Below are 25,663 nucleotides of genomic sequence, written 5' to 3' on the forward strand. Positions count from 1 at the left end.
GTCAAACTGTCCGTGCTGCGGCTCGGCGGCCGTCAAATTCCCGGTATGGGCGACCGCTTGTGCTCGGTCTTCCTGTACTGCTTCTCCAGCTTCTCGCGGACGGCCGGGTCGATGTCCTTGCCCTCCAAGTAATCGCTGTTGTCCCCGTACGTAATGCCCAGCTCGTTCTCATCCGTCTGGCCGTCCCACAGACCGGCGGTCGGCGCCTTGTCCAGAATCGGCTGCGGCACGCCAAGACGTGAGGCAAGCTGACGTACCTGGCGCTTGTTCAGCGAGCTGAGCGGCGTCAGGTCAACCGCCCCATCTCCGTATTTGGTGAAAAATCCGGTAATCGCCTCGGAGGCATGGTCGGTGCCAACCACGAGCAGATTCAGGTCGAACGCCAGCGCGTACTGCATGACCATCCGCGTGCGCGCCTTGACGTTCCCTTTGCCTCCACGGCTCAAGTGGCGCGGAGTACCGAACGATTTGAAGGCGTATTCGACCTCCAGGGCGATTTCGTCAACCGCCTGCTCGATGTTCGTCTCCACCTTGTGCTTCAACTGAAAAGCCTCGGCCACCGAGTAGCTGTCGGCGATATCCGACTGCTCGCCGTACGGCTGGAACACGCCGAGCGTAATATAGTCCTGGCCGGTTTCCTTCGCCAGCTCGTCGGTCGCCTGCTTGCACAGTCCGGTCGCCACGGCGCTGTCGATCCCTCCGCTAATCGCGATAAGCAAGCCGGATACCCCCGTATCCAGCACGTACTGCTTCAAAAAGTCGACCCGTTTGCGAATCTCCGCATCGACATCGATCTCCGGCTTGACCCCAAGCCGGGCGATAATCTCCTGCTGCAAGCTCATCGTCTCCACACCTTTCCATCATCGCGAGCATTTTGGGCACTATTATTGCGTCAGACTTCCTAACATCAAGTATAGTACACCAATATCAGATTTCAAGTCTTTGTTCTACTCCGCAAATGCCACGGCGGCTCCGGCCGCTACGATCGTCCCTTCGTCGATGCCATCGCAAATCCGCTTCATCGCCCCTACGCGATCAAAATTGAAGACGTGGAGCGGAATCCCATAGTCGCGCGCCAGCAGGAACGCCGAGGAATCCATTACCTTGAAATCTTCGCGAATAACCTCTTCGTAAGGCAGGCTCGCATACCGTCTTGCTTGCGGATTTCGCTTCGGATCGCTGTCGTACACGCCGTCCACTCCTTGCTTGGCGACGAGAATCGCTTCCGCGTTCACCTCGAGCGCCCGCTGTACCGAAGGGTAATCCGTCGTGACGTAAGGCTGGCCGTTTCCCCCGGCAAAGATGACGATGCACCCCTTCTCCAAATGATGAATCGCCCGCAGCCGGATGTAAGGCTCGGCTACCGCATTGACGGCAAGCGCGGACATAACGCGAATGTCCCGGTCCGTCTTCGCCTTGAGCACGCCGCGAAGCATCAAGCTATTGATGACGGTAGCCATCGTGCCGATATTGTCGGCCTCCGCCCGCTCGATTCCCCAAGCCTCCGCCATATTGCCGCGAAAAATATTGCCTCCCCCGATGACGAGGCATACCTCGATACCGAGTCGGGTGACCGCCAATACTTCATCCGCGATATGCGCCAGCCGGTCGTGGTCGAAGCCGACTTCCTCCTTTCCTGCCATCGCCCCTCCGCTTAGCTTTACCAAAACGCGCTTGTATCTCATCGACGCATCCCTCCTTCTGGAATATCGGACAAAAAAATAGCGCCGGAGCCCGAAGGCCCGACGCGTGTCGGAACAGAAAATGCAAAAGGCGAACGGGAATGACGGGGAGTCAAGCCCAATGAGACGAGCAGGATGGCAAATGAATGATTGGACCCTGCAGAACGGATTTTTGCCTCCTCCAGCTTCCTCATCTTCTCGCCTCCTCTGCATACTTTTCAAAAGCATACCAAGATTGGGCATGCCGATGCAACTTTTCAAATTGGCCGATCTACCGCAAGAGTTGTTTCACGATATCAATAAATAATTATTATCATATATATAAAAACATTAAAGTTTCATTTATTGAAAAGTTTTCATACAATACAGATAAACTCTCCTCCGGAAAGGTTGATGAACGCCATGAGCCTGAACGACCGCTTGCCCGCTTCGAACGGCCAAGAACCAAACCTGCTTCGCGAGCAATTTCCTTACGACCGTCCCCCGCTCATCGCCTTTGACGGCGTCGAGGTGCCGATGGACCGTCCCACCGATCTATTCATAACGGATACGACGTTCCGCGACGGCCAGCAGGCGCGTACTCCCTACACCGTCGGGCAGATTACGGCGCTGTTCGATCTGCTGCATCGTTTGTCAGGCCCCCGGGGAGTGATCCGGCAAACCGAATTTTTCCTTTACAGCGATAAAGACCGGCAGGCGGTACGGGCCTGTCAGGAACGCGGCTACGCCTTCCCGGAAATTACGGCCTGGATACGCGCGGTGGCGAAAGACTTTCAGCTCGTTAAAGAAATGGGGATTCGCGAAACAGGCATACTGACGTCCTGTTCGGATTACCATATTCATCTGAAGCTCGGCATGAACCGCGCCCAGGCGATGGAACAGTATTTGTCCGTCGTGCGCGCCGCTCTCGCCGAAGGCATTCGGCCGCGCTGCCATCTTGAGGACGTGACCCGCGCAGACGTGCACGGCTTCGTCATTCCGTTCGTGCAGCAGCTTGTCCGGCTATCCGAGGAAAGCGGGATTCCCGTCAAGGTGCGGCTGTGCGACACGATGGGCTACGGCGTCAGCTACCCGGGCGCGGCACTGCCCCGCAGCGTCCCCCGACTCGTTCATGCGCTGCGAACCGAGACCGGCATCGCTTCCGCACAACTGGAATGGCATGGGCATAACGATTTCTACAAGGTGCTGACGAACGCGTCCACCGCCTGGTTGTATGGCTGCTCCGGCGTGAACGGCACGCTGCTCGGCTTCGGCGAACGGACCGGGAATGCCCCTATCGAAGGACTGCTGTTCGAATATATCGGCCTGACCGGGGATACGAGCGTCGACACCCGCGTAGTGACGGAAATTGCCGACTATTTCGAGCGCGAGCTCGGCTATGCGATCCCGCCGATGACGCCTTTTGTGGGCAAGTCTTTCAATGTGACGGCAGCCGGCATTCACGCCGACGGCATCGTCAAGAACGAAGAGATTTACAATATTTTCGATACCGACAAGCTGCTGAAACGTCCCCTAGGCATACTCGTTACCGATAAAGCCGGCACCGCGGGGGTCGCCCACTGGATCAACCGATACTTGGGCCTGTCCGGCGAAGCTCGCATCGACAAGCGCATCCCCGGCGTCCAGGCGTTGTACGAGTGGGTGGTCGGCCAATACGAGGACGGACGCACGACCAGTCTGGCGAACGAGGAGCTGGAGGCCGCGGCCCGGCGGCTGATGCCGGAGGTGTTCTTGTCTTTGCGGGACGAGAAGTTCGAGCCATCATGACCCTTTACATGTTATCAACAAAAAATTAAAAATATCCACATGTTTTTCTTGGTTATCTACATGTTATCCACAGGCTGTGTATGAAATAAACTTGAAGCCTTTTTCGTCTCCTACTGCTTGGGCAATTTCCACAAACCGCCTGTCGTAGTAATATCGTGGAGCCAAACACAGTACACAGTCAGAACAATAAAATAAGGCACGCCCCGAAACCCGGAAGCGCGCCTTGTACAAAACCCTTTATCGTTATGGATTCACTATCACGGTGAACATCTGATTCGTAGAAGCCGACTGACTGTCCGTCACCCGCAGCGTGAACGTGTATGACCCTGCCAGAGACGGTGTTCCCGAGAACACTCCCTTGGAGGAAATCGCCATCCCGGCCGGCAAGGCGCCGCTGATCAAGCTATAGGTCCGGGTGCCGACTCCTCCCGAGCTCTCGATCGTCAACGACTTATACGCTTTGCCTACCTGCCCGTTCGGTAAGCTCGTCGTGTCGAATTTGACTGGATCCGGCGGATCGATCACGACGGTGAACATTTGATTCGCGGAAGCCGGCTGACTGTCCGTCACCCGCAACGTGAACGTGTATGACCCTGCCAGAGACGGTGTTCCCGAGAACACCCCCTTGGAGGAAATTGCCATCCCAACCGGCAAGGCGCCGCTGATCAAGGAGTAGGTGCGGGTGCCGACTCCGCCCGAGCTCTCGATCGTCAACGGCTTATACGCTGCGCCCACCTGACCGCTCGGCAAGCTCGTCGTGTCGAATTTGAGCGGAGCCGGCGGATCGATCACGACGGTAAACACCTGGATTGCAGAAGCCGGCTGACTGTCCGTCACCCGCATTGTGAATGTGTATGCCCCCGCCAGAGACGGTGTTCCCGAGAACACTCCCTTGGAGGTAACCGCCATCCCAACCGGCAAGCCTCCGCTGATCAAGGAGTATGTTCGGGTGCCGACCCCGCCCGAGCTCTCGATCGTCAATGGTTTATACGCTATACCCACCTTCCCGCTCGGCAAGCTCGTCGTGTCAATTTTGAGCGGAGCCGGCGGATCGATCACGACAGTAAACACCTGGATCGCAGACGCCGACTGACTGTCCGTCACCTTCAACGTGAATGTGTATGCCCCCGCCAGAGACGGTGTTCCCGAGAACACTCCCTTGGAGGTAACCGCCATCCCAACCGGCAAGCCGCCGCTCATTAAGGAGTAGGTTCGGGTGCCGATCCCGCCCGAGCTCTCCATCGTCAATGGCTTATACGCTATGCCTGCCTGCCCGCTCGGCAAGCTCGTCGTGTCGAATTTGACCGGAGTCGGCGGATCGATTACGACGATAAACACCTGGATCGCAGACGCCGACTGACTGTCCGTCACCTTCAACGTGAACGTGTATGCCCCTGCCAGAGACGGTGTTCCCGAGAACACTCCCTTGGAGGTAACCGCCATCCCAGCCGGCAAAGCGCCGCTCATCAAGGAGTAATTTCGGGTGCCGACCCCGCCCGAGCTCTCGATCGTCAGCGGCGAATACGCGGCCCCGACTTTGCCGTTCGGAAGGCTGGACGTAACGAATTTCAACGGAGCGACCCCGCTCGTCTTCACGATTTCTGCTGCGGGCTTGGTTTGAATATTCCCGAGGTTGTCCTCGGCTACCACATAAAGCGAATACTCCGTTCCGGCAGTCAGGCCGTTGACCGGAATCGACGTCTCCGTATTCGCGGCGAACGCGCTGACCGCGGTCGAGATCGCCGGGCTTCCGCTTCCGGTTTGACCCGCTTTCACTTGGAGCGAACTCGGCAAGGGATCGCTCGGAAGAGCCGCAAGGGCGTACAGTCGCCCTTGTTTGTTTGCCTTGACCACAATAAACGCGCTCGTCTCCGAGCCAGTCAGCCATTTCGGATACCCTACGTCGAAGAGAGGAGGGGTAGTATCGGGCTGCACTACGGCACCTCCGCTATTGCCTCCCCCCACTGGAGGGACAACAACGCTGCCTCCTTCTTCCCCGTCCATTCGCCCCGGCTTCCGCTCGAAAGTCGTTCCTCGTGCGCCGGCATTCAGCGTGGCCGTTTCAATCGCGCCTTGTCCCGACATCGTGACAACCGCGTCCAGCACAAGATGCCCGATCGAAGCCTCTGGGGTTACGCGGCCGATGGAACCGCCGGAATCCGGACCGAACGTTACGTTTTGAATCGTGCCTTGCTCCAGTTGAAGCTTTGCCCCGGAAGCATTCACGACAACAGTGTCGAAAGCTCCTCTGAGCTCAGCTATGGAGCCACTGGCCATATCGGCCGCCAAAATTACCTCGCGAAACCCGTCCCCCGTCAACTGCTTCTCTTCCAAAACTGCACTGGAACATAAAGTGGTTTGTCCCACCTGCGTACGGCCCGATAAAACGATTCGAATGGGAGCGCTTGACGTACATACATTCAAGTCGCCTAGCGTGGAATCGACGCCTCTCACTAGGCTTGCCCCGCCGGTAATCGACGTTTTCCCGCGCACGAATACGTTTTGGAGCGTTATTTCCCCGCTCGCGCCTTCCCCTTTTATGTCCAGGTCCCCCAAGATCAACAGATTGTTAAGCGTGACGCCGGACGACTGGACAGTCGCATTCCCTATGAACGTAGGGATCCCTGCTGCGGATCCGAACTCCCCGGATTGAGTATACGCCTTCGGTCGTTCGGTCAATATGTAGCGGATGGTGTTGTTCAAGACCACAACCGCTTCCGCCCGCGTAATTTTATTCCCCGGCCGAAATGCCCCGTCCGGGTAGCCCGATAAGATGCCGACGGCTGCCAGCTCGCCGATCGCGTCTTGGCTCCAACCAGCGAAATCCGCCGTATCCAGAAACCGCGACACGTCGCTTTTCGTAGCCTCCACCTGCAGCAACGTATAGACCATGAAGGCCACCTCTTCCCGGCTCACGGCTTGATCGGGCCGGATCGTACCGTCCTCGTAACCGCTCACATAGCCGGCGCGGTTGGCGATGGCAATTGCTTCATAGGCCCAATCATTCTGTTTAATGTCGCGGAATGAAATGTCGCCTGGCGTCGATAGACCTAGCGCCCGGTTCACCAGCGAAATAAACTCCGCCCTCGAAATGTTCGAATCGGGTCTAAACGTCCCGTCCGGATACCCGTGAATCCACTCCTTCGCCCACCACTCCTGCAGCGTATCCGAAGCCCACGACGCGTATAGATCCCCAGGAGCACCTTCTTTGCTTTCCGCGAGTAAGACATGGAACGAAGAGAACAGCACAAATACCGATAATGCCATTGCAATAGCTTTTCGAAACACAGGGAACGTCATCCGAGAGCCTCCCTAAATTTTTACATCTAATCACATTTGTACTCACATCATATAAGGAAATGCATCAGACGCCTATGGGCTGTTGGTCCGGCAACGATTCATGGCTGCGGGAAACGACCGTCATGTCTACTTTATCGCTGTTTCCAGTGTCGATCAACATCGTTCTCCCTAACCGCGAACAACAATGCACTTAAACCAAATCGGTGCACGTCCTCTTTTCTCCTTTGACGTCTTCATTCTCCCGACCAAAGGCCCCTACCACACCTGCGATCACGGCGCTAATAAGCTATGCCGTAGTCGAAGAAAGGGTATTTGTAAACGGCGACACAAAAGACGAAGACAAGGTCTAATTCCGCATAGCAAAAAGACAGCCACCAACGAAGGCTGTCTTTTCATAAATCACGCCAGCATACGGCACGCCTGAAGGAACCAAACGAAGTTTCGAGACCGTTCCACGTTTCAATCGTTCAATACGGGGTTACGGTGTCCCGCTCTTCACCTCCACCCGGAGCGAAAGCGGAATAGCCGCAATGGCCGCACTCGCCGCATCCCGAAGCTCCGCATTCGACAGCTCGAAGCCCCCGAAACCCTCGGTTGTCTTCGCCTCGAACGCGAGTCCGACGAAGGCCTCTCCCTCATCCAGCCGTACCCCGGAGGCGTCCGACCATTGAAGAGTCAGCGTTCCCGGCTCGGTTCCCGGAATCACCTGAAGAAGCGTCGAACCGTGCGAGGCGGTCGCCCCTACAAAGTCGAAGCGCGCGGGGTCGAAGCGTATTGCAGCCTGGCCCCCATAGACGGCGCCGGATACACTTTCCTGTAGAGTATCCGCCACTCCGCTTGCTCGCAAGCTCAGGTCCAGCTGCGCGCCCGCCTGCACCGAAGACGGCCCCGTGAGCGCCAGCTCGGGCCGATGGAGCGGCTTTGCGTCAATATCCCCGGACTGACCGGCAGAGACGAACCCGAAGTAACCGCTCTGGTAGATCGGAGCCTGACGGTCGATCCAGTCGAACACTGGCTGCCCATTCACATAAAGCAGCAGCCGGACCCCGTCCTCCACGTTTACGGCCCCCACATAGACCGGCGTCGCCGTTCCGTCGAATCGGGTATTCGGGTACGTGTTGAAGAGGGTTTGCTTCCCTCCCACCCACTTCTGCAGTTCCCAAACCCCTTCCTTGAAAATCACGATATACGTCGTATCCTGATTGAGCGGACCGGCAGGCTTCTGGGAACGAAGCAGGATGCCCGGCCATTCGGAGGCTACTTGGAGAAAACTGTATTTCAGGTCCAGTACAAACAGACCGCTGCCGTACGGGGCAGCCGTATAGCGCGTATAGTCTTTGGAGAAGCGGGACCAGCCTCCGCTTACGGAGCCGTAGCTCTCCGACCAGCCCTGAGGATGGCCCAGTATGGCATCCAACCGCAGCTTCGGCAGATCGTCTACCGGGGTCGCTACTACACGGGCGTCATAAAGATTCGCTGCCGTATCGAGCTGCTGCATCACCGCCGCCAGTGCCGTCTTGTCCGGGTCCGCATCATTAAACGACGCCTGGGCTAGCGTCACCGCTTGCTGCAGCTCGCTCCTGTCGCCGGCGGCATATTGTCCCGGCAGTGTGCCAGCCTTCGTCTGCTGCACCAGCAATTGGGCGGCTTGAATCGCTCCCAGCAGCGCTCTGCGGGCCTGCAGCGATTCCTCCTTGGCTTTCAGCTGCTCCAGCGCCGCGTTCAACTGCGCAGGCGTAGCAGCCGGGTCATCGGCCGTCTGCCGGGCTTCGTCGATGCCCGCCGCAAAGTCGGCCAGCACGGCGGAGGAGAACTCTCCGGCAGTCGAAGCGCGCGCATGCAGCATTCGAGCATCGAGAATAAGCGCCCGAAGAGCGTCGCCCGCCGACTGATCGTCCAATGGCAGGATCACGCCGATGTCGTCATAGCTGACGATCTGTTCCACCGCCTGCGGCTTGTTGTTCCAGGTCAAGGTCGACTCCGTCCAGCTATCGTCGGCCAGGCCATAGACGGTACTCTTGGCTCCCGCCGCGGCGACGCCGTTCGCCAGCAGCTTCAGCTTCGCTTCCGTAATCGTGCTTCCGGCCAGTTGATCCAGCGGGAACTTCAAATAAAATTCCTCTTGATAGCCGCTGTTCCAGTTGGCCGCATTAAAGGACGTCGGGTTCGCATGGGTCGTCTCCGCTTCGGTCGTGCCGGTACGCAGCCGCACCCCGGCGCTGTCCGTTGCCGCCAGTTCGACCAGCGTCGCCGTGCCGGCCAGCTTCACCACCAGCTTCGGCTGATTGACTCCGCTGCGCTTCAGGGCGAAGGTCGTACGGCTCAAAGCCCCCTTCATGTTCAAAGTGGCCACCCGATCGTCGGCTGCCTGCGCCTGGATAAAAGATGTCACATCGTATTCCAGCCACGCATTGGCCGTTCCCTCCATGGTCCGGGTGTCCAGCTCGACGATCTCGCTGCCGCCGCTGCCCGCCCCGGCCTGACCCAAGTAGACGGTTGCGGAGGTATCCGAAATGCCCGTCGTAAAATCAAGCGTATGCTGCTTCCAGCCTGTGCCGTACACCTGCCGATTAACGGTAGGCCCGCCGTAATCCCGAACGCCGAAGGAAGCAAGCGCTTGGTCGGCACTTGTCTTGGTCCACAGCGAAAACGTATAGCGCGTATTCGGCTGCAGCCCCGTCACCGTCTGCGTCAGCTCGGAGCCTGCGCTCTTGAGCTGAACGCCTCCGCTCTGAATGCGCATGGCCGCCATCTCGGACGACCAGGCTCCTCCGGGCGAATAAATCGCCTTTACCTTGCCGCCGGTTACCGTCCACGACTGGAGATCGCCGGACTCGAACCCGTTGTTGCGTACCAGATTCACATAAGGAGGCGCCTGTTGGACAACCGCGCCGATCACCGGGGGCTGGGCAAAATCATGCCCCGTCTTGAACAGAGGCTGGCCGTATTCGTAAGCGCCCAGATCGGGAGCCGTGCCGGCGTAGCCGTCCGTAATGCCCGGAATGACACGCCCCGCATTAATCGCGGGAGAGGAGGCTTGCAGTCGGAAATCGTGCTGGGCGGCATGTTCAAACAACGGATCGAGGCCGGCAAGCAGATTATGGCTCTGCGCATATCCTCGCGACTCGCCGAAGTCGATGTCGCCGCCGGCGAATATGTTGTTGAAGACACGGTCTCCGAACATGTCGCCGCGGTAGACGATCGCCCAAGTTGCCATCCCTTTCGTGTTCGTTCCCGCCGTATTGTTGAAGACCAAGTTGTAATTGCTCGGCGAGTTGAGCCGGATCGGGTCCGAGTTCGGAATATTCCACAGCACATTATGATGAATGATATAATTGGTGCTCTGGTTATCGGTGTAAATACCCATCCCCAAATGCGTGTACATATCGTGCAGCGTGTTGTAGCGAATCTCGGACTGCCTCGCGTCGTCTCCCGCCGTATAGATCAGACCGCTGTCCTTGGTTACGAGGCCGCCATAGGACAAGTCGTTGCGCTCCACGATCATCTGCTCCAGATTATCGAGCTTCATCACGTCGCGCCCGGACCGGGTAAGCGTGTTGTAAGCGATATAATGTCCTTTCCCTTCCGCTGAGATCAGTCCGTTCCAAGTACCCGCGTAATTGCCGTCGTGCAAGTAGTTGTTCACGATGCGGTGGTTCTGCCCCTTGACGTCCAGCAGGCTGCCGGAGCTGTAGGCGAGCTCGCTGTTTACGATCTCGTTCGCTTCGCCGCGCAGCGTGATGCCGTTGTTGTCCGCGGCGGGGTTGCTTTGCGGATTGCGAGTGTTATGGGACACGTACGAAGCCTTCATCCCGTCGATGCGGACATGATGCGTCGTATCGCTCGTCTTGATGCCGGCCGCAAACAAATCCACGCCCTCGATCACCATATAAGACTTTCCGGAAACGTCGAAGCCGAACAGACGCTTCTTGGCTTCCACCAGCAGCGAGCTGACGGCAGAACCACCGGGAGGCTGCAGCACCAATTGCTGAGCCGCGCCATCGTACCACCATTCGCGATCGACATCGAGGGCGCCTTTGACCCCCGATAAATAATACGTATTGCCAATTTGCGCATCGTAATTGGAATTGCTCGCTCTCACGGAGGCAAAGGTCATGACCCCCGTAGCCGGGTTGAACCCGGTAATCGTACTATCCTGACCGACCCAAGCCGCTCCGCCGGCGAACCAGGCCGTCCCGCCGACCCAGTCGACCCCCGTCGGGATGCGGCTGTCGGTCAACGTCGTGTTGCTGCCCGCCGTCATCTCGGCGAGCGTCGGCTCCAACAGCGAGCCGGTGTTGTTCGGCCACCGGGCTTCGCCCGCCATCGTGCCGTTGATAAACACCTGGTTGCCCGAGCCCAGGCTCCATGGCATCGAAGCCTTGTACAGTCGGCCCGGCGCCTCGCTGTCTTCCGTCCAGCCGCTGAGAAGCTCGGCGCCGCTGATCGTCACCGTCTCGCCCGGGTAGCTTCTGAAGGTCAGCGGAGCTCCCTCGATACCCGACTGGACGGGAACGACCGTTTCCCGGTAAACGCCTCCCCGAATGATGCATACGTCGCCGGCTGTCATGACGTTCGCGGCCTTCTGGATCGTGCGCCACGGATTCGCCAGACTTCCGTCGCCCGCGCTGTCGCTGCCGTCGACCGACACGTAATAGGTCGACGTTGAAGCGCTTACATTTTTTGGATGGATGAGCACTGCCGGCAGCAACCACAATAACGCCAGCAGGAAAGCCAAGCCTCGCCTCGTTCTTAAGCTCTTGACCATGACTTCATCCCTTTCATTGGGTATCTATAGTATAAGCAGCCAAAGCCCCGGTCGGGCGGAATACCGGACCGAGAGCGTTTGGCTTGCCTACCGCGAGGGAATGCGCCGTTATTATTGCTTTTTTCTCCACTCGTCCAGCTGACGCTGGACTTCAACCAGCACCTTGTCGAAACCGGCCGCCTTCATTTTATCGCTGCGCAACTTCAGCGTCTTCTCGGTGTCGTCGAGGCCATTGTCCAGAATCGGCTGGAATTCCTTCTCAATCGCCGTCAATCTCGCCATCTCGTTCTCGACATTGGTCCTATCGAAGCTGAATGAAATCAGCGGATCGATCTTGGCCGTCTCATTGATCTTTTTCGTCTGCTCCCATACGTCGTCAGGCTGGCCCGGCAGCAGGTACGTGTTGAATACGTTGCCGAGGAGCCATCCCGGAACCTCGTAAGCGCCGGGCTTCTTCTCGACCCGGTTCGCCGAGAGCTTCGTATAATCCTGGCCATCGATACCGAACGACAGCAGATTGATCAATTCCTTATCCGTATTGATCAAATGAATCAGCTTCATCGCCAGCTCCGGCTTCTTGGACGTGGAGCTGATCGCCGTCAGCGTGGACAAGGCGGCGCTGCGGCCGATAATCGGAGCGGCTGTCGGAATTTGCACGACATCGAAGCCGTAGGCCGCCTTCAGCTCCGCGTCTCCCCCCGGCTTCTGCCGGCCGTAACGGCTGAATACTTTGCCCGCCTTGATCAGGCTGGTTTCATCCTTCAGCGTGCCGACGTCTTGCGGGAAATAACCTTTCTGGTACCAGTCGCGGAAAGTCCGGTATTCTTCGACATAGCTCTGCGTCTTGTCATACACTTTCCAGTTATTCGTATCGATAGAGAACAAATTTTCCACATTGGGCACATAGTCTTTAAAGCCGAAGGCGACGGACCCCATCCGCGCCGGAATCAGGTTCGACTCCTTTTCCTTGACCTTGGCGTATACGCCGCTAAGCTCATCCAACGTTTTTATTTTCGCTACGTTCAGGTCGTACTTATCGACGATATCCTTCTTGAACCAGACGCCGTCTTGGCTGACCATGATCTGATTGTTGGGAATGCCGTACGTTTTGTCTTTGACCTTCACGGCGTTCCAAACTTCCTTGCGCAGAATCGACTGGAGATCGGGATACTTGGCCAACAAGTCGTCAAGCGGAATATAGGCGCCGCGGTCGACGTTGTTCAAGTAATTGTTAGCCCAGGCCGACGTGAAGGCCAGATCATACTCTTCGCCGGACGACATGATCAGCTGCATTTTATTCTCATAGTCGCCGGGATTGATATAGCGCAGGTCAAGCGTCGCATTAATCTTGCTTTGGATCAGTGCATTCGCCTTTTCCAGCACCGCCTTGGCATTGGCCGGCTCGCTGTAGCGAATATACCAGATCAGCTTCTGCGGAGGCTGCTTGGCCGCCTCCGAACCGTTTCCCTCCGCGGACGGTGCCGCCGGCTGCCCGCCACACGCCGACAGCATCGCACTTGCGAGCAAAACGCCGGCCAACCCTGCGCCCGTTTTCTTCTTCATCTTCTGCATAGAGACCCTCCCTGTTCTGGATAAAATGAAGCTCCTATAGTCAAGCCGGACGAACCGGCGTGAACTCGCCGACTGGCCCCGCTCAGCCCTTCACGGAGCCGACGGTCAGCCCTTTGGCAAAATATTTTTGAAAGAAAGGAAACACGAACAGCATCGGACCGATCGCCAATATACACATGGCCATCCGCATATTTTCCGAAGGGAGCTTTGCCGCCGCGGTCAAATCGACCATTACGTTGTTCTGCATGTTGCGGGCGATTTCATTGATATTTTGCAGCATCACCTGAAGCAGGTATTGAAGCGGATACAAATCTTTCTGCGAAATAAACAGCAGGGCCGGGTACCAGGAATTCCAGTACGTGAGCAGTTGCATCAGCCCGATCGTAGCCAGCACCGGCTTGGATAACGGCAAAATAATGCGGGTATAGATGCGCAGCTCGCTGGCTCCGTCGATGGAGGCGGATTCGGCCAGCGCCTCCGGAAGCTGCTGGAAGAACGTGCGCATAAGAAATACAAACCACACATTGCCGAGGCTCGGGATAATCAGAGCCGCGTACGTATCCTTCAGATGCAAGTAATGCGTCATCAAAATGTAGAAGGGCACGAGCCCTCCGCTGAATAGCATCGTGAAGAACAAATAAAACGTAATGATGCGGCGGTAAGCGAAATCGCGGCGAGATAGCGGATACGCGCAAGCCGAGATCATAATCAAGGAAACAAGCGTGCCTACCGCGGATATGATGATCGTCACCTTATACGCATGAAGCAGCGTCATCGGCGTAGAAAAGATGTAACTGTACGCTTCCAGATTCAGCTTGGCCGGCAGCAGCTTGTAGCCGTTTTGAGCGATATCCGCTTCCGCGGACAAAGAGATGGAGACGATCGCTACAATCGGGATCAGGAACCCGATGCTAAGCGCGATCATCAAGACGTGCGAGATGCCTGCAAATAGTCGTTCGCCGGGCGTAGACCGCATGATGGGCCCCTCCTTTCTAGAACAGAGCGTTATCGGAATTTCGTTTTCTGACAATGGCATTGGTCGCCAAGACCAGCACAAAGCCTACGCAGGACTTGATCAAGCCGGTCGCCGCCGACATGCCGATATCCCCGTTCACCGTTAATGCCCGGAAAATATACGTATCGATGACATCCGTCGTCGCATAGACGGTTGTCGAATTCATTGGAAGCTGGTAGAACAATCCGAAGTCGGCTTCCAGGATTTGACCGATAGCCAAAATCGTCAGAATGGTCATGACCGGATACAGCGCCGGCAGGGAAACATGGACAATCATCTGCAGCTTGTTCGCCCCGTCTATTTTGGCCGCCTCATAATAAGTCGGGTCGACGCCCATCAGCGCGGCGTAATAGATGATCGCGCCCATGCCGATCTCCTTCCACAGCTGGGCGATCGGGAATATATAGATCCACGGCTCCGCCAGGTTGTAGTAATCGAGCGGTGCCCGACCCATCCACTCCAGCAGCTGATTCAGCATTCCCGACCGGGGATTCAGGAAGGCGTACGCCATATAAGCGACGACAACCCAAGAGAGAAAATGAGGGAAGAACATAACCGACTGATACACCTTCAGCAGCTTGCGGCTTGTAATTTCGTACAACAGCAGCGCAACGAAGAGAGCGCCCGCCAGATTGAGCACGATGAAAGCGGAATTATAGCCCAGCGTATTGCGGACGATACGCCATAAGTCGGGAGACTCCAGCAGAAACCGGAAGTTGCTCAGTCCGATCCAGTCGCTTCCCCAAATGCCCTTGTTGAATTGAAATTTCTTGAACGCGACGACGGCCCCAAACATCGGAACATATTTGAAGACCAAAATATACAGGACCATGGGCAGCGTCAGCAGCAGAAGAAACCGGTTCTTCTTAAACGGCTTCCACCACCGAAGTAAGCCTGCGCCCCTATTCGAAGAAGCCAACGTCTGTTGCCTCATCGCAGGCCGGACCTTGCTCATAGGCGATACACCTTCCTTACGTGGGGTTGGATACGATTTGTCTTGACCCCATCGTAGCGGATCGCCCCGTCCTCGGATAAGAGGCAAAATCGGTGAATAGGTATAAAAACAGAGTATGAAGGCGCATTTTTGGTGTAAAAAAGCCCCCTGAACCCGTTTCGTTCAGAGGGCGGCGATCGCGAATTACGACCGGTCGATCTGGTCGACGCTCAGCTTCAAGCGGTATTCCGTCGGAGTCGCCCCGACCTGCTTCTTAAAAATGCGGAAGAAGTATTTCTTGTTCTCCCATCCCACTCGGTCAATGACCTGATCAATCGTCAGGCTCGTCCGGCCGAGCAGTTGCTTGGCCTTCTCTACCCGAACTTCGGTAATAGAGTCGCTCAAGGAACGGGAAGTGCGCTCGCGGCACAGCTTATTCAAATACGCCGGAGTCAGCTTGAACAGATCGGCGATCTGCTGCGGCGACAAAGCCGCATCCGCATAATGCTCCTCAATATAGCGCAGCGCCTGCGCCACGATGAGGTTCGTGCGGTCCTGCTGGCTGCCTTGGATGCGCTGGACGATCGTACGGAACAAATCCAGAAACTCCGCGTCGATCTCCTCGAACGTCTCCATCGCCTTCAACCTCTTGTCGAACTCGGAGAAGCTTAAGCCGAACGAAATCGTCCGGTTGCCCTCCATCACATGAAGCTGATTGAAGATGGCGGCGGACAAATACGAGAGGGTGAACATAATATTATTGTAATCGCTGGCCTGGAGCAGTTCCGTCAGACGGCGGTACGTGTCCTCCATCTTGTCTTGCTTGGCCTCCTTGATGGCCTCCAGCAGCTGTTCGAGCAGTTGATGATTAATATTGAAAAATGTCGGCTGCGCCGCTCCGACCTCCGAGCGAAACAGCATACAGCCATGCCCCGCCTTGATCCGCTCTTGAGACAGCTCCAGCGCATCCCGATACGCCTGCGGGACCTCACGCAGGAGCGCCATCGGCTCGCTGACGAAGACGGAGAAGCTGACGCCGCAATATCGCTCGAAGCTCCGCCGGGCCTGCTCCAAGCTTTCCGCCAGCCGCGCTTCCCATCCCGGGCCATGCTGGCTGTCCGGCTCAACGTTCAGGATCACGACCGTCTGATCCGCGCCCATATCGACCGCCTCGCATTCGCCGCCGGGACGGATGATCTCGCTTAACATATTCGTCAGCGCGTACCGCAGCAGCGCGCGATCGGATTCATTGTAGGTTTCACAAAATGCCGAATAGCGGTCGATACGGAGCACCGCCACAACGGCTGGACGGCGAGGACTGAGGCGAATGCCCGATTCGTCGAGCCACTCCTGCTCGCGGCGTCCGAGCGGCAGCCCGGTACGGACGTAGTCCTCAAGAGTTTTCTGCTTGAGCACCTGCCGCTTGCTGTTCTTGAACTGCTCCAGATCGCGAAGCTTGTGATGAGCCAGAGAGAACGCCTCCGAGATCATCTCGAACTCGTTGGCATGCGGCGCGGAAGTTTGGCCAGCGGGTGCATAGGGACTGAACTTGTTGCGCAGCCGCCTCACCGGCGCGTACAAATTTCTCGTCAACGCAATAGCCGCAACCAAGCCGACGGTGAGCATCAAGATGCCGATGATCAGGGATAGTCCGCGCACTCGCTCGGCTAACCCGGCGACCGCTTCGTAAGGCGTCGCCCCGACCAGCATCCAATCGAGCAGTTCGCTGCGCACGTAGGTGACGACCGAGGTTTTTCCTTCCTGCCTGTCGGTAAAGTAGCCCGACCTCTCCCCCGACTCCATCATCCGCTTGACATCTTCGCGTCCGGCCACGTTTTGCAGAAACAATGCCTTATTGGTATGGGCCAGCACTTCGCCTTCACGGCCCAGAAACCACAAACTCTTCATATCCATCATGCCGGAGCCGCTTTCGGACTTGGCCGCCACGTTATGAAGGAAGCTGTCCACTTTGGCATTGAGGATCAGCGCACTCTTCAACGTTTGGCCATCCCGAAAAAAATCCGGCACAATATACGTGAAAACCTGAGTATCCTTACCCGCTTCCGCCTCTATTCCCGGCAATCTCCGCGGAATAGGCGTTAAGCGCGGGATAGGCGCGTCCCCCTTCAGGACCGCATCAAGCTCGGCATCGAACTCGCCGCCCTTGCGAATGACAGAGTTGGCTCCGACCACATAATACGTATCGCTCCGTCCGTTGTACACGTAGATCGATTCGAGGTACGGATTCGCCTCCAACAGCAGATCCACCGCGCGCATACTGCCCAACGTCTCGTAGACGGACAAATCTTCTCCGAACATCAAATTTTTCACATCGGTATTGTTCGTCAGCGAAACCGAATAACTCCGCAAATAGGCATGAATCTGCTCCGCGTTATGAATGAACTGAACCATCAGGTTCTCGTTCAATTGATTGATCGTCTTAATGTTGTAGTTGCGAAAGCTGGCGTACAGCAGAAGCGACAGAAGCAGGACAACCAGGGTCGTAAATAATGTGAGCTTCACGATCATATTGACGTAGTAGTTTTGAAGCCTGTGCCTCATAGCCTCCGGTCTCCCGTCCCATTTTGTGATTATTATATCGGTCTGCACCAGGCATGTGTAGAGGCTTCGGCTCAAATTGCACCAATTCTTCATTCTTGTACCTGCACCAAGATAGAATCATCGGGGATATGGGAAAACGAGTTGTAAAAGTAAAACCGTCCATATGGTACAATAATAATCATTAAAAGGTCGAAGGGAACTTTGACAACATGAGAAAACCAGTTTCCTCCCTATTCAACTCGCTCCGATTTAAACTGATCGCAGGCCTCATGTTCGTTATGCTGCCGATTGTCCTATTCTTAATCTATACTAACTTCTATTCGATCCAGGTCGTGCGCAACCAGGTGGCGCAATCTAACAGCAACATGATCAGCCTTTATATGGGGTTGATCGACAAGTCGTTAAGCGACATCGATAATTACTTGCTGAAATATGCTTCGGAAGAAACGGGTTTGTACATTCTTGATCGCTCCCCCTGGATCGATATCGATTTGTATAAAATGGAACGCATTTGGCAATTTAAACAGTTAGTGAATAACGCAACGTATTATGAGGGACTGGACTATTTCTTCGTTTATTCGCCCCTAAACCAAGATCTGGTGTATGCGCCAAAGCAGACGGGTTCGGCCAACTTCGACAATCAATCTATTCAAGATGCCATCGTCTCGCTTATTGATGACGGACATTTTGAAACGAGAAGATGGTCCGTATTCCGCCTTTCTGACAGGGATTATTTGTTATATACCATCAAGGTTGGCGGTTTATATATAGGGGCTGGCGTAAATGCGCGTGATGTGACGGGGCCGCTCGATCTCCTGGATCTCGGCGCGGATGGTAGGGCGCTTCTGGTCGATGGCAACCATGAGCCGCTAAAGAACGAATCCTTTTTCAGAGAACGTGGAATCGATTTGTCCTATACGCCTAATTCGTACCGATTAAGCGGTATGGATGATCGGTATCTGGTGATCGGTGATCATTCAGACAAAGGGGATTTCGGGCTGGTCGCGGTTGTCCCCGATCAAGGCATTCTCCAGAAGCTGCCTTATTTGCAGAGGATTATTTTATTCATCGCGCTAGGGAGCGTCTTCATTTTATTACTGACTTTTTATTTCATGCGAAGAGTCGTGCTCCGTCCGATTAACCGGATCGTACTGGCTATGCGCAGGATCCAAGAGGGTCAGTTAGAGACAAGAATCGCGAAGAAGCCGACTTCCAATGAATTTGAGCTGATGAACGAGACGTTCAATAGCATGGTGACAGACATACAGAAGCTGAAAATCGATGTCTACGAAGAGCAATTGATCAATCAGAAAGCGGAGCTGAAGCATATGCAGCTGCAAATCAACCCGCACTTCTTTTTGAACAGTCTGAATATCGTTTATTATTTGGCCCAGGAGAAGAAATATGGCTTGATCCAAGAGCTCTCCCTCTCTTTAATCCGATATTTCCGCTTCATGTTCCGCAGCCACACCGATCATGTTCGAGTTCAAGACGAACTGGGCCATACGAACAATTATTTGAACATTCAGAAGATCCGCTTTCCGAGAAGCTTAACGTACACCATTTCAATCCCGGACGACCTGCTCGATTGCTGCATCCCGCCGCTGATTATTCAGAGCTTTGCGGAAAACACGATCAAGCATGCGGTCAACACGGACGAACCTACCCATATCGAAATTTCAATCCAACAGGTTAGCCGGGACGATGGGGATCAGCTTCATATCCGCATTCGCGATACGGGTCCAGGTTATGAGATCGAAGTACTAGAGAAGTTGAGACAAGAGATTAATTTGACGACAAAGGAAGGCGAGCATATCGGGATCTGGAATGCCCGACAAAGACTGCGGCTGTTGTATGGAGATCAAGCAACCATCGCATTTTCAAACGATAACGGCGCTATCGTCAATATTTTTATGCCGATCATGAAAGGATAGGAACAGGAACATGTACCGGTTATTGATTGTAGACGACGAAGAATATATCGCAAACGGCATCAGGGCAAGCGTGAACTGGTCGAATCTCGGTATCTTTTACGTATCCATAGCGAACAATGCTCGACAAGCGAAGGAGTTATGTTCCAAACATTCGTTCGACATTATGATATGCGATATCGAGATGCCTCAAGGAAACGGACTCGAGCTCTACGAGTGGGTGCGAACAGAGCAGCCTTGGACGGAGTGCGTCTTCCTGACTTGCCATGCTGACTTCCAGTACGCGAAGAAGGCGATCCAGCTAGGGAGCTTCGAGTATATGCTCAAGCCTGCACTGCCCGAAGAGCTGGAGCAAGTCGTGAAGAAGCTGATCGAGAAAATAAGCAAAGACCGAAAATCAGCCTCGATCGTCATCGAGCGATTCTGGCAGGATCTCCTGAATCAGGTCTTTCCGTCTCAACCGGAGAGCATTAGGGAAGCAATCTGGAAGAACAATATCCCGTACACGGACGGGATGAAGTTTTTGCCTGTCTTGATCGGCATCCAGCACTGGGAGCAAGAACCTGGCGAACGCGATGCGCCCGTTATGGAGTCTGAGCTGACGAATGCCTTGGAGGAGATCGTTATCCGACCGGTGGCCGCGGCTCACCTCGTTCGCGTCAAGGCCAATCAGTTGTTGGCTCTCTTTCCTACGGGACATGAGATAGATGCGGAGAGCGGTGAGGAATTCCGTCAAGAAATCATGAGACGCTTCGGCCTGTTCATCGAAGTGTGCAATCAACGCTTGAATTGCCATTTGTCATGCTATATCGGCCTGCCGGCTGAAATATTCCGTGTGCGCGACATGGCGGACGATTTGGAGTCGCTAAGAAAGAAGCAGGTGAACGCCGTCAATCGGGTCGTGCTCATTGACGAGAAGATCACGCAGGAAACGTCGTTTCCTCTGCCTCCAATGAAACTATGGTCGGAGCTGATTAAGCAGGGGGACAAGAAGAAGCTTATCGTCGAGTCGCAGCAGTTTGTGGAGTCGCTCAAGCAGATCGAAGGGTTGAACTCGAAAAGCCTGCAGCAGTTTTATTTGAGCTTCCTGCACATGGTGCTTCAGACGCTTCAGGAGAAAGGAGTTCATGCGGACGAGATGTTGGCGGATCATTTCGCGCCAGAACGTATTTCATCCGCCGTCGAAAGCGTCAAGGATCTGCAAGATTTGGTTACAGACGTACTTGAACTTGCGATGACTTCCATCGAAACGCTTGGCTCCAACGAGACGGTGGTGGACAAGATCAAGCGGCATATAACGGCAAATATCGACCAGGACATGTCCAGGCAATACATTGCCGACTACATCGGGTTCAGTCCCGACTACATGGTCAAGCTGTTTAAGAAGGAAACAGGTCTTTCGATATCGGAATATGTGCTGAAGGAACGGATTCATCTTGCGAAAGAACTGCTGGCCAAATCGGAAACGTCGATCAGCAACGTCGCTTTGGCGGCAGGCTTTGCGAATTTCTCTTATTTCTCCACTCTCTTCAAAAAGGAAGTGTTGATGACGCCTCAGGAATATCGAAAACGTTTTTCGGGCATGTAAACCTATTATGAACTTCAAGACGCCGGAAAGGCGTTTTTCTTTTTATTTGGACGGAAACTCAAAACTGCGAGAACGGATTCTTGAAAGCGGGTGAACGGGCACTCCAATAAAATAAGAAGTAGCAAGCGACAACACAACTTCTAATGGGGGGTACTTACACGAACATGAAGGTAAGCATGAAGAGAGCCGGAACGCTTCTGATTTCCGTGTTGACATCGTCGATGCTCGTCACCGCCTGTAGCTCGGGCCCGGTCAGCCAACCGAATGCGGGCGAGACTTCCAAGCCGTCGAACAGTGCAAAGCCGGATCTGAAGCCTGTCGAATTGACGATGGTGTTTCCCGTTTCTACCGAACAAAAGGACTTGAAGGCCGTACAAGACAAAATCAACAAAATAACGCAGGAAAAAATCAACGCCACCGTGAAGCTCGTACAAATTACGAAAGGCGCTTGGGCGCAGCAAACCACGCTCATGCTGTCCGGCAACGAGAAAATGGATCTCATCGTAAGCGGTCGCGGCACATACGAGCAGCAAGTGGCCAAGGGCCACTATCTCGCCATTGACGACTACTTGGACAAATACGGTCAAGGCGCAAAAAAAGCGGTGGAGGACCAGAGCCCGGTCTACTTGAATGCGACCAAAATCAACGGAAAGACATATGGTATTACGAGTATCCGGGACCTGGCGGCCGACTTCGGCGTCACGATGCGCAAAGATCTTGTGGACAAGTACAAGATCGATACGAAAGCGATCAAAGCGTTGGATGATCTGGACGCCGTATACAAGACGATCAAGGAGAACGAGCCCGATGTCGTTCCGGTCATCAAGTATGCCAACTCGGTTCTCGGCAATCCCTTCTATGGAGGCTTTATGGATCCTTTGGGAGACGCGTATGGCGTGCTGCCGGGGCACGATAACGGGTTGAAAGTGGTTAACTGGATTGAAACTCCGGAATACGCCAAAATGCTGGACACGACAAGAAGGTGGTATTTGGCCGGATACATCGCCAAAGATGCCGCAACCAATACGGAAATTTGGCAAAATCTGTTCAAGTCGGGTAAAGCCTTCTCGACGTTCCACCACATGAGTCCGTTCAGCGAAAAGCAGAATTCCTTATCTTTAGGGGTAGAGTTGGTCCAAGTACCCCTGCTGCCGGCCGTCGCGTCCAATGTCAACATCACCGCGTATATGTGGAGCATTCCGAGAAACGCGCAAGACCCGGAACGGTCCATGATGCTGCTCAATTTGATGTATACGGACAAAGAGTTGATCAACTTGCTCGATTGGGGAATCGAAGGGCAGCATTACGTAAAAAAATCGGATAACGTCATCGACTTCGCGCCGGGCGTCAACGCATCGAATAGCGGTTATTATCCTTACCAAAACTGGCTGTTCGGGAATATGTTCCACTCCTATTTGTTCAACGGGGAAGAACCGGACCGGAACAAAACGCTGGCGGAATTCAATAAAAACGCCAAAAAATCGAAAGCGCTCGGTTTCAGCTACAATCCGGAGCCTGTTAAGACGGAAATCGCGGCGCTTGTGAATGTGACGAACCAGTACACCCTTGCTTTGGAGACCGGAACGGTAGATCCCGCGAAAGTATTGCCCGAATATATCAAGCAAGTAAGGGCGGCGGGCATCGATAAGGTCATCGCCGAAAAACAAAAACAGCTCGACGCTTGGGTTGCGGCGAACAAATAATGCAAACGCCCCCCCCGTCAAAGACGGAATGTCCCGGGCGGGGGGATTATTTGTGCCTTCGCGGATAAAGAGGGGGATAACAATGCTAGAAAGGAAAATGTCGGTATGGCGGATCGAGACGAGAAAAGCCAAAAAGTATTGGATTCTCGTGCTCATGACGCTGCCGGGCCTGCTTTATTTTCTTATCAACAACTATTTGCCGATGTTCGGCATCGTTATTGCGTTCAAGAACGTCAATTTCGCAAAGGGGATATGGGGGAGCGAGTGGATTGGCTTCAAAAACTTCGAGTACTTGTTCAAGACGAAGGATGCTTACATCATTACTCGCAATACCCTGTTGTATAATCTGGCGTTTATTATCTTGAATACGGCTATCGCAATTGCGCTCGCGATCTTGTTGAATGAAATCCGCAAGCGCGTTTTATCGAGGGCGTACCAAACGATACTTCTGCTTCCGCACTTGATCTCCATGGTGATCGTCGGCTACCTTGCACTCGCTTTCCTGGACGTCGAGAAAGGCTTCATGAACAAGACCCTGCTCCCCCTGTTCGGCCTTGAGCCTGTCTCCTGGTATAGCGAAACGAAGTACTGGCCATGGATCCTGACGATCGTACACGCATGGAAAGGCGTCGGCCATCTTTGCGTCATCTATTTGGCTGCGATTATCGGCATCGATCAAGAGTACTATGAGGCGGCCAAAATAGACGGCGCGAACCGTCTACAGCAAATCCGGATGATTACGATCCCGCTTATTGCGCCGGTTATTACGATTTTGACGCTATTGGCGATAGGACGCATTTTCTATTCCGACTTCGGCCTGTTTTTCCAAGTGCCGCTCAACACGGGGGCCTTGATGCCCGTCACGAATACGATCGATACGTATGTATACCGTGCATTGATCAATATGGGCGATATCGGAATGTCATCGGCCGCAGGCTTGTATCAAGCGCTCGTCGGATTTGTTCTAGTACTGGCTTCCAATGCGGTAGTGAGAACATTCAACAAAGACCATGCGCTGTTCTAGAAAGGAGCGCTCCATGCCATCGTCTGGAAAGCTTTATCAATGGTCGATCAACATCGTTATGCTGGTATTTTCAATTTTCTGTATCTTGCCATTCTGGCTGCTGATCTCCGCTTCTCTTACGGACGACATAGAAATCATTCGCCATGGATACGCCTTCGTCCCCAAATCCTTCAGTTTCTCGGCGTATGAATATTTGTGGACGAACTCATCGAATATACTCCGTGCTTACGGGATTACCATTCTCGTGACGGCGATTGGAACAATTGCAGGATTGTCGCTAACGGCGTTGCTGGCCTATCCGTTGTCGCGGACCGAAATGCCTTTTCGCAACATACTGGCATTCTACGTATTTTTCTCGATGTTGTTTAACGGAGGCCTCGTACCGACCTACTTGCTGTATACCAATTTCTTCAATTTAAAAAATACGATATTGGCGCTTATCATTCCAGGCTTGCTGATGAACGGATTTTTCGTCATCCTGATGCGAACGTTTTTCGCAACCTCGATTCCGAAGCCGATCATCGAATCAGCTTATATCGACGGGGCGAACGAGTGGAAAATCTTCACGAAAGTCGTATTGCCTCTGTCGACGCCGGTACTGGCTACGGTCGGGTTGCTCTACACGATTCAGTACTGGAACGATTGGTTTAACGGACTGATTTACTTGACCGACAGCCGGTACTTCAGCCTGCAAAACATGCTCAACCGGATGCTGCTCGATGCGCAGTTTTTACAGTCATCGATGGAGGTCGTCGTGACGAGCCAACTTCCACTCGCCTCCATGCGCATGGCCATAGCTGCAATCGGGATTGTTCCGCTGCTGATCGTATTCCCCTTCTTCCAAAAATATTTCGTGAAAGGCTTGACGGTAGGCGCCGTCAAAGGTTGACGGCAGTATCTTGGAGGCGGTTCCTAACATTGACAAAGAGGTGCATAGGCATGCAACGCATTATTCCTTTTGAGGGCACGCATAATTTTCGGGACATGGGCGGCTATCCAACGATAGACGGACGCAAGGTGAAATACGGTTTGTTTTATCGTTCCGACGAATTGTCCAGATTGTCGGAAAAAGACTTGGAGTCTCTGCAATCCTTGAATATTCGAACAATCTTCGATTATCGTGACGATGATGAAGCGCAAAAAAAGCCGGACCCGGTTATTCCGGACGTTATGAATATCCGAATTCCGGCAATCGAAGCGGAGCTGCGTCCCCGAATGAATATGCCGTCCGATTCGGAAAGCGCAGGGAAAGAAGGATACTTCTTCATCAATTTGATCAAGAACGGTTTTTTCAAGTCGTTTCGGGGCGACGAGACGATGACGACCTTGTACACGAAGCTTCCGATTAAAAATCCGTCGTACAAACGGTTGATGGAAACGATTCAGAATCCGGATAACCTCGGGCTCCTGCATCATTGTACGGCGGGCAAAGATCGGACGGGCATCGGAGCCGCACTGATCTTGCTGGCGCTTGGAGTTCCGGAAAACACGGTCATGGAAGATTATTTATTGACCAACGAAACGATGAAAGCATTCAACCGAAACCTTCTCGAGCGTCTTGCCGCTCATGCGGACGAAGCTGAGCTGCAAAATATCGGACATATGCTCGAGATCAAAGAGGCATACATGGACGCGGCTCTCGGATCGATTAAGCAGACGTACGGCGACTATGAGACCTATTTCTCCGAGGAATTCGGCCTGACGAAATCGAGACGAGAAGCTCTGCAAAATAGGTGTTTGGTCTAAAGGGGGAGCCGGTAGTGCCCGGCCTCGTTTCGAAGGTTGGCGTCTTTAAAATCGGCAGTCGCTCGCAATCG

General features: G+C 54.4%; 16 protein-coding genes. 7 read left to right on the top strand and 9 right to left on the bottom strand.

Going from position 1 to position 25,663, the window contains the following annotated elements; all coding sequences use genetic code 11:
• Nucleotides 1-32 precede the first annotated feature (32 nt).
• From nadE to ABD796_RS25710, 3 genes are all read right to left on the bottom strand, one after another.
• The gene (gene nadE, locus ABD796_RS25700) at nucleotides 33-842 is read right to left on the bottom strand and encodes an ammonia-dependent NAD(+) synthetase (RefSeq protein ID WP_344913395.1); all 810 of its coding nucleotides are present in this window, start codon (nucleotides 840-842) and stop codon (nucleotides 33-35) included.
• Between the two features lie 105 nt (nucleotides 843-947).
• Nucleotides 948-1,685 (bottom strand): UMP kinase, encoded by a 738-nt coding sequence (gene pyrH / locus ABD796_RS25705; RefSeq protein ID WP_344913397.1) that lies wholly within the window; start codon nucleotides 1,683-1,685, stop codon nucleotides 948-950.
• Nucleotides 1,682-1,876, bottom strand: coding sequence for a hypothetical protein (locus ABD796_RS25710; protein WP_344913400.1), 195 nt, complete (start codon nucleotides 1,874-1,876; stop codon nucleotides 1,682-1,684). Before ABD796_RS25710 ends, pyrH begins: the two co-directional genes overlap by 4 nt.
• Nucleotides 1,877-2,084: 208 nt before the next feature.
• Between ABD796_RS25710 and ABD796_RS25715 the strand changes: the two genes are divergently transcribed.
• Entirely contained in the window at nucleotides 2,085-3,449 is a 1,365-nt protein-coding gene (locus ABD796_RS25715) for a beta/alpha barrel domain-containing protein (RefSeq protein ID WP_344913402.1), read from the top strand.
• 243 nt (nucleotides 3,450-3,692) lie between these two features.
• On the opposite strand, the gene ABD796_RS25720 is transcribed toward ABD796_RS25715, so the two are convergent.
• The 6 genes from ABD796_RS25720 to ABD796_RS25745 all read right to left on the bottom strand — a co-directional run bounded on the left by ABD796_RS25720 (nucleotide 3,693) and on the right by ABD796_RS25745 (nucleotide 17,600).
• A complete protein-coding gene (locus ABD796_RS25720) occupies nucleotides 3,693-6,716 on the bottom strand; it encodes a putative Ig domain-containing protein (RefSeq protein ID WP_344913404.1) in 3,024 nt (1,007 codons plus the stop codon).
• A gap of 511 nt (nucleotides 6,717-7,227) precedes the next feature.
• On the bottom strand, nucleotides 7,228-11,517 hold the full coding sequence (locus ABD796_RS25725) for a CBM96 family carbohydrate-binding protein (RefSeq protein ID WP_344913406.1): 4,290 nt from the start codon (nucleotides 11,515-11,517) through the stop codon (nucleotides 7,228-7,230).
• A 111-nt stretch (nucleotides 11,518-11,628) separates the two neighbouring features.
• Complete coding sequence (locus ABD796_RS25730) at nucleotides 11,629-13,089, bottom strand: ABC transporter substrate-binding protein (protein ID WP_344913408.1); 1,461 nt, start codon at nucleotides 13,087-13,089, stop codon at nucleotides 11,629-11,631.
• Between the two features lie 82 nt (nucleotides 13,090-13,171).
• The gene (locus ABD796_RS25735) at nucleotides 13,172-14,065 is read right to left on the bottom strand and encodes a carbohydrate ABC transporter permease (protein WP_344913410.1); all 894 of its coding nucleotides are present in this window, start codon (nucleotides 14,063-14,065) and stop codon (nucleotides 13,172-13,174) included.
• A gap of 16 nt (nucleotides 14,066-14,081) precedes the next feature.
• Nucleotides 14,082-15,059: an ABC transporter permease gene (locus tag ABD796_RS25740; RefSeq protein WP_344913412.1), complete on the bottom strand. Its 978-nt coding sequence runs from the start codon at nucleotides 15,057-15,059 to the stop codon at nucleotides 14,082-14,084.
• 183 nt (nucleotides 15,060-15,242) lie between these two features.
• Nucleotides 15,243-17,600, bottom strand: a complete 2,358-nt coding sequence (locus tag ABD796_RS25745; protein ID WP_344913414.1) for an AraC family transcriptional regulator — start codon at nucleotides 17,598-17,600, stop codon at nucleotides 15,243-15,245.
• A gap of 209 nt (nucleotides 17,601-17,809) precedes the next feature.
• Here ABD796_RS25745 and ABD796_RS25750 point away from each other — a divergent pair, with 209 nt between their 5' ends.
• From ABD796_RS25750 to ABD796_RS25775, 6 genes are all read left to right on the top strand, one after another.
• Entirely contained in the window at nucleotides 17,810-19,534 is a 1,725-nt protein-coding gene (locus ABD796_RS25750) for a sensor histidine kinase (RefSeq protein WP_344913416.1), read from the top strand.
• A gap of 10 nt (nucleotides 19,535-19,544) precedes the next feature.
• On the top strand, nucleotides 19,545-21,119 hold the full coding sequence (locus ABD796_RS25755; RefSeq protein WP_344913418.1) for a response regulator transcription factor: 1,575 nt from the start codon (nucleotides 19,545-19,547) through the stop codon (nucleotides 21,117-21,119).
• A gap of 164 nt (nucleotides 21,120-21,283) precedes the next feature.
• Nucleotides 21,284-22,822, top strand: coding sequence for an ABC transporter substrate-binding protein (locus ABD796_RS25760; protein ID WP_344913421.1), 1,539 nt, complete (start codon nucleotides 21,284-21,286; stop codon nucleotides 22,820-22,822).
• Nucleotides 22,823-22,904: 82 nt separating this feature from the next.
• Complete coding sequence (locus tag ABD796_RS25765; RefSeq protein ID WP_344913425.1) at nucleotides 22,905-23,846, top strand: ABC transporter permease; 942 nt, start codon at nucleotides 22,905-22,907, stop codon at nucleotides 23,844-23,846.
• A gap of 13 nt (nucleotides 23,847-23,859) precedes the next feature.
• Nucleotides 23,860-24,735, top strand: a complete 876-nt coding sequence (locus ABD796_RS25770; protein ID WP_344913427.1) for a carbohydrate ABC transporter permease — start codon at nucleotides 23,860-23,862, stop codon at nucleotides 24,733-24,735.
• Nucleotides 24,736-24,785: 50 nt separating this feature from the next.
• Nucleotides 24,786-25,592, top strand: coding sequence for a tyrosine-protein phosphatase (locus ABD796_RS25775; protein WP_344913429.1), 807 nt, complete (start codon nucleotides 24,786-24,788; stop codon nucleotides 25,590-25,592).
• Nucleotides 25,593-25,663: the final 71 nt, after the last annotated feature.

It is taken from the genome of Paenibacillus hodogayensis (assembly GCF_039536325.1).
GTDB lineage: Bacteria > Bacillota > Bacilli > Paenibacillales > NBRC-103111 > Paenibacillus_AB > Paenibacillus_AB hodogayensis.

What these genes read in the sequence shown, in the direction of transcription:
- ABD796_RS25735 (WP_344913410.1), bottom strand. Translation starts at nt 14,065, where the DNA reads ATGCGGTCTACGCCCGGCGAACGACTATTTGCAGGCATCTCGCACGTC.
- ABD796_RS25775 (WP_344913429.1), top strand. Translation starts at nt 24,786, where the DNA reads ATGCAACGCATTATTCCTTTTGAGGGCACGCATAATTTTCGGGACATG.
- ABD796_RS25725 (WP_344913406.1), bottom strand. Translation starts at nt 11,517, where the DNA reads ATGGTCAAGAGCTTAAGAACGAGGCGAGGCTTGGCTTTCCTGCTGGCG.
- ABD796_RS25765 (WP_344913425.1), top strand. Translation starts at nt 22,905, where the DNA reads ATGCTAGAAAGGAAAATGTCGGTATGGCGGATCGAGACGAGAAAAGCC.
- ABD796_RS25760 (WP_344913421.1), top strand. Translation starts at nt 21,284, where the DNA reads ATGAAGGTAAGCATGAAGAGAGCCGGAACGCTTCTGATTTCCGTGTTG.
- ABD796_RS25730 (WP_344913408.1), bottom strand. Translation starts at nt 13,089, where the DNA reads ATGCAGAAGATGAAGAAGAAAACGGGCGCAGGGTTGGCCGGCGTTTTG.
- ABD796_RS25770 (WP_344913427.1), top strand. Translation starts at nt 23,860, where the DNA reads ATGCCATCGTCTGGAAAGCTTTATCAATGGTCGATCAACATCGTTATG.
- ABD796_RS25720 (WP_344913404.1), bottom strand. Translation starts at nt 6,716, where the DNA reads ATGGCATTATCGGTATTTGTGCTGTTCTCTTCGTTCCATGTCTTACTC.
- ABD796_RS25755 (WP_344913418.1), top strand. Translation starts at nt 19,545, where the DNA reads ATGTACCGGTTATTGATTGTAGACGACGAAGAATATATCGCAAACGGC.
- ABD796_RS25710 (WP_344913400.1), bottom strand. Translation starts at nt 1,876, where the DNA reads ATGAGGAAGCTGGAGGAGGCAAAAATCCGTTCTGCAGGGTCCAATCAT.
- ABD796_RS25750 (WP_344913416.1), top strand. Translation starts at nt 17,810, where the DNA reads ATGAGAAAACCAGTTTCCTCCCTATTCAACTCGCTCCGATTTAAACTG.
- nadE (WP_344913395.1), bottom strand. Translation starts at nt 842, where the DNA reads ATGAGCTTGCAGCAGGAGATTATCGCCCGGCTTGGGGTCAAGCCGGAG.
- pyrH (WP_344913397.1), bottom strand. Translation starts at nt 1,685, where the DNA reads ATGAGATACAAGCGCGTTTTGGTAAAGCTAAGCGGAGGGGCGATGGCA.
- ABD796_RS25745 (WP_344913414.1), bottom strand. Translation starts at nt 17,600, where the DNA reads ATGAGGCACAGGCTTCAAAACTACTACGTCAATATGATCGTGAAGCTC.
- ABD796_RS25715 (WP_344913402.1), top strand. Translation starts at nt 2,085, where the DNA reads ATGAGCCTGAACGACCGCTTGCCCGCTTCGAACGGCCAAGAACCAAAC.
- ABD796_RS25740 (WP_344913412.1), bottom strand. Translation starts at nt 15,059, where the DNA reads ATGAGCAAGGTCCGGCCTGCGATGAGGCAACAGACGTTGGCTTCTTCG.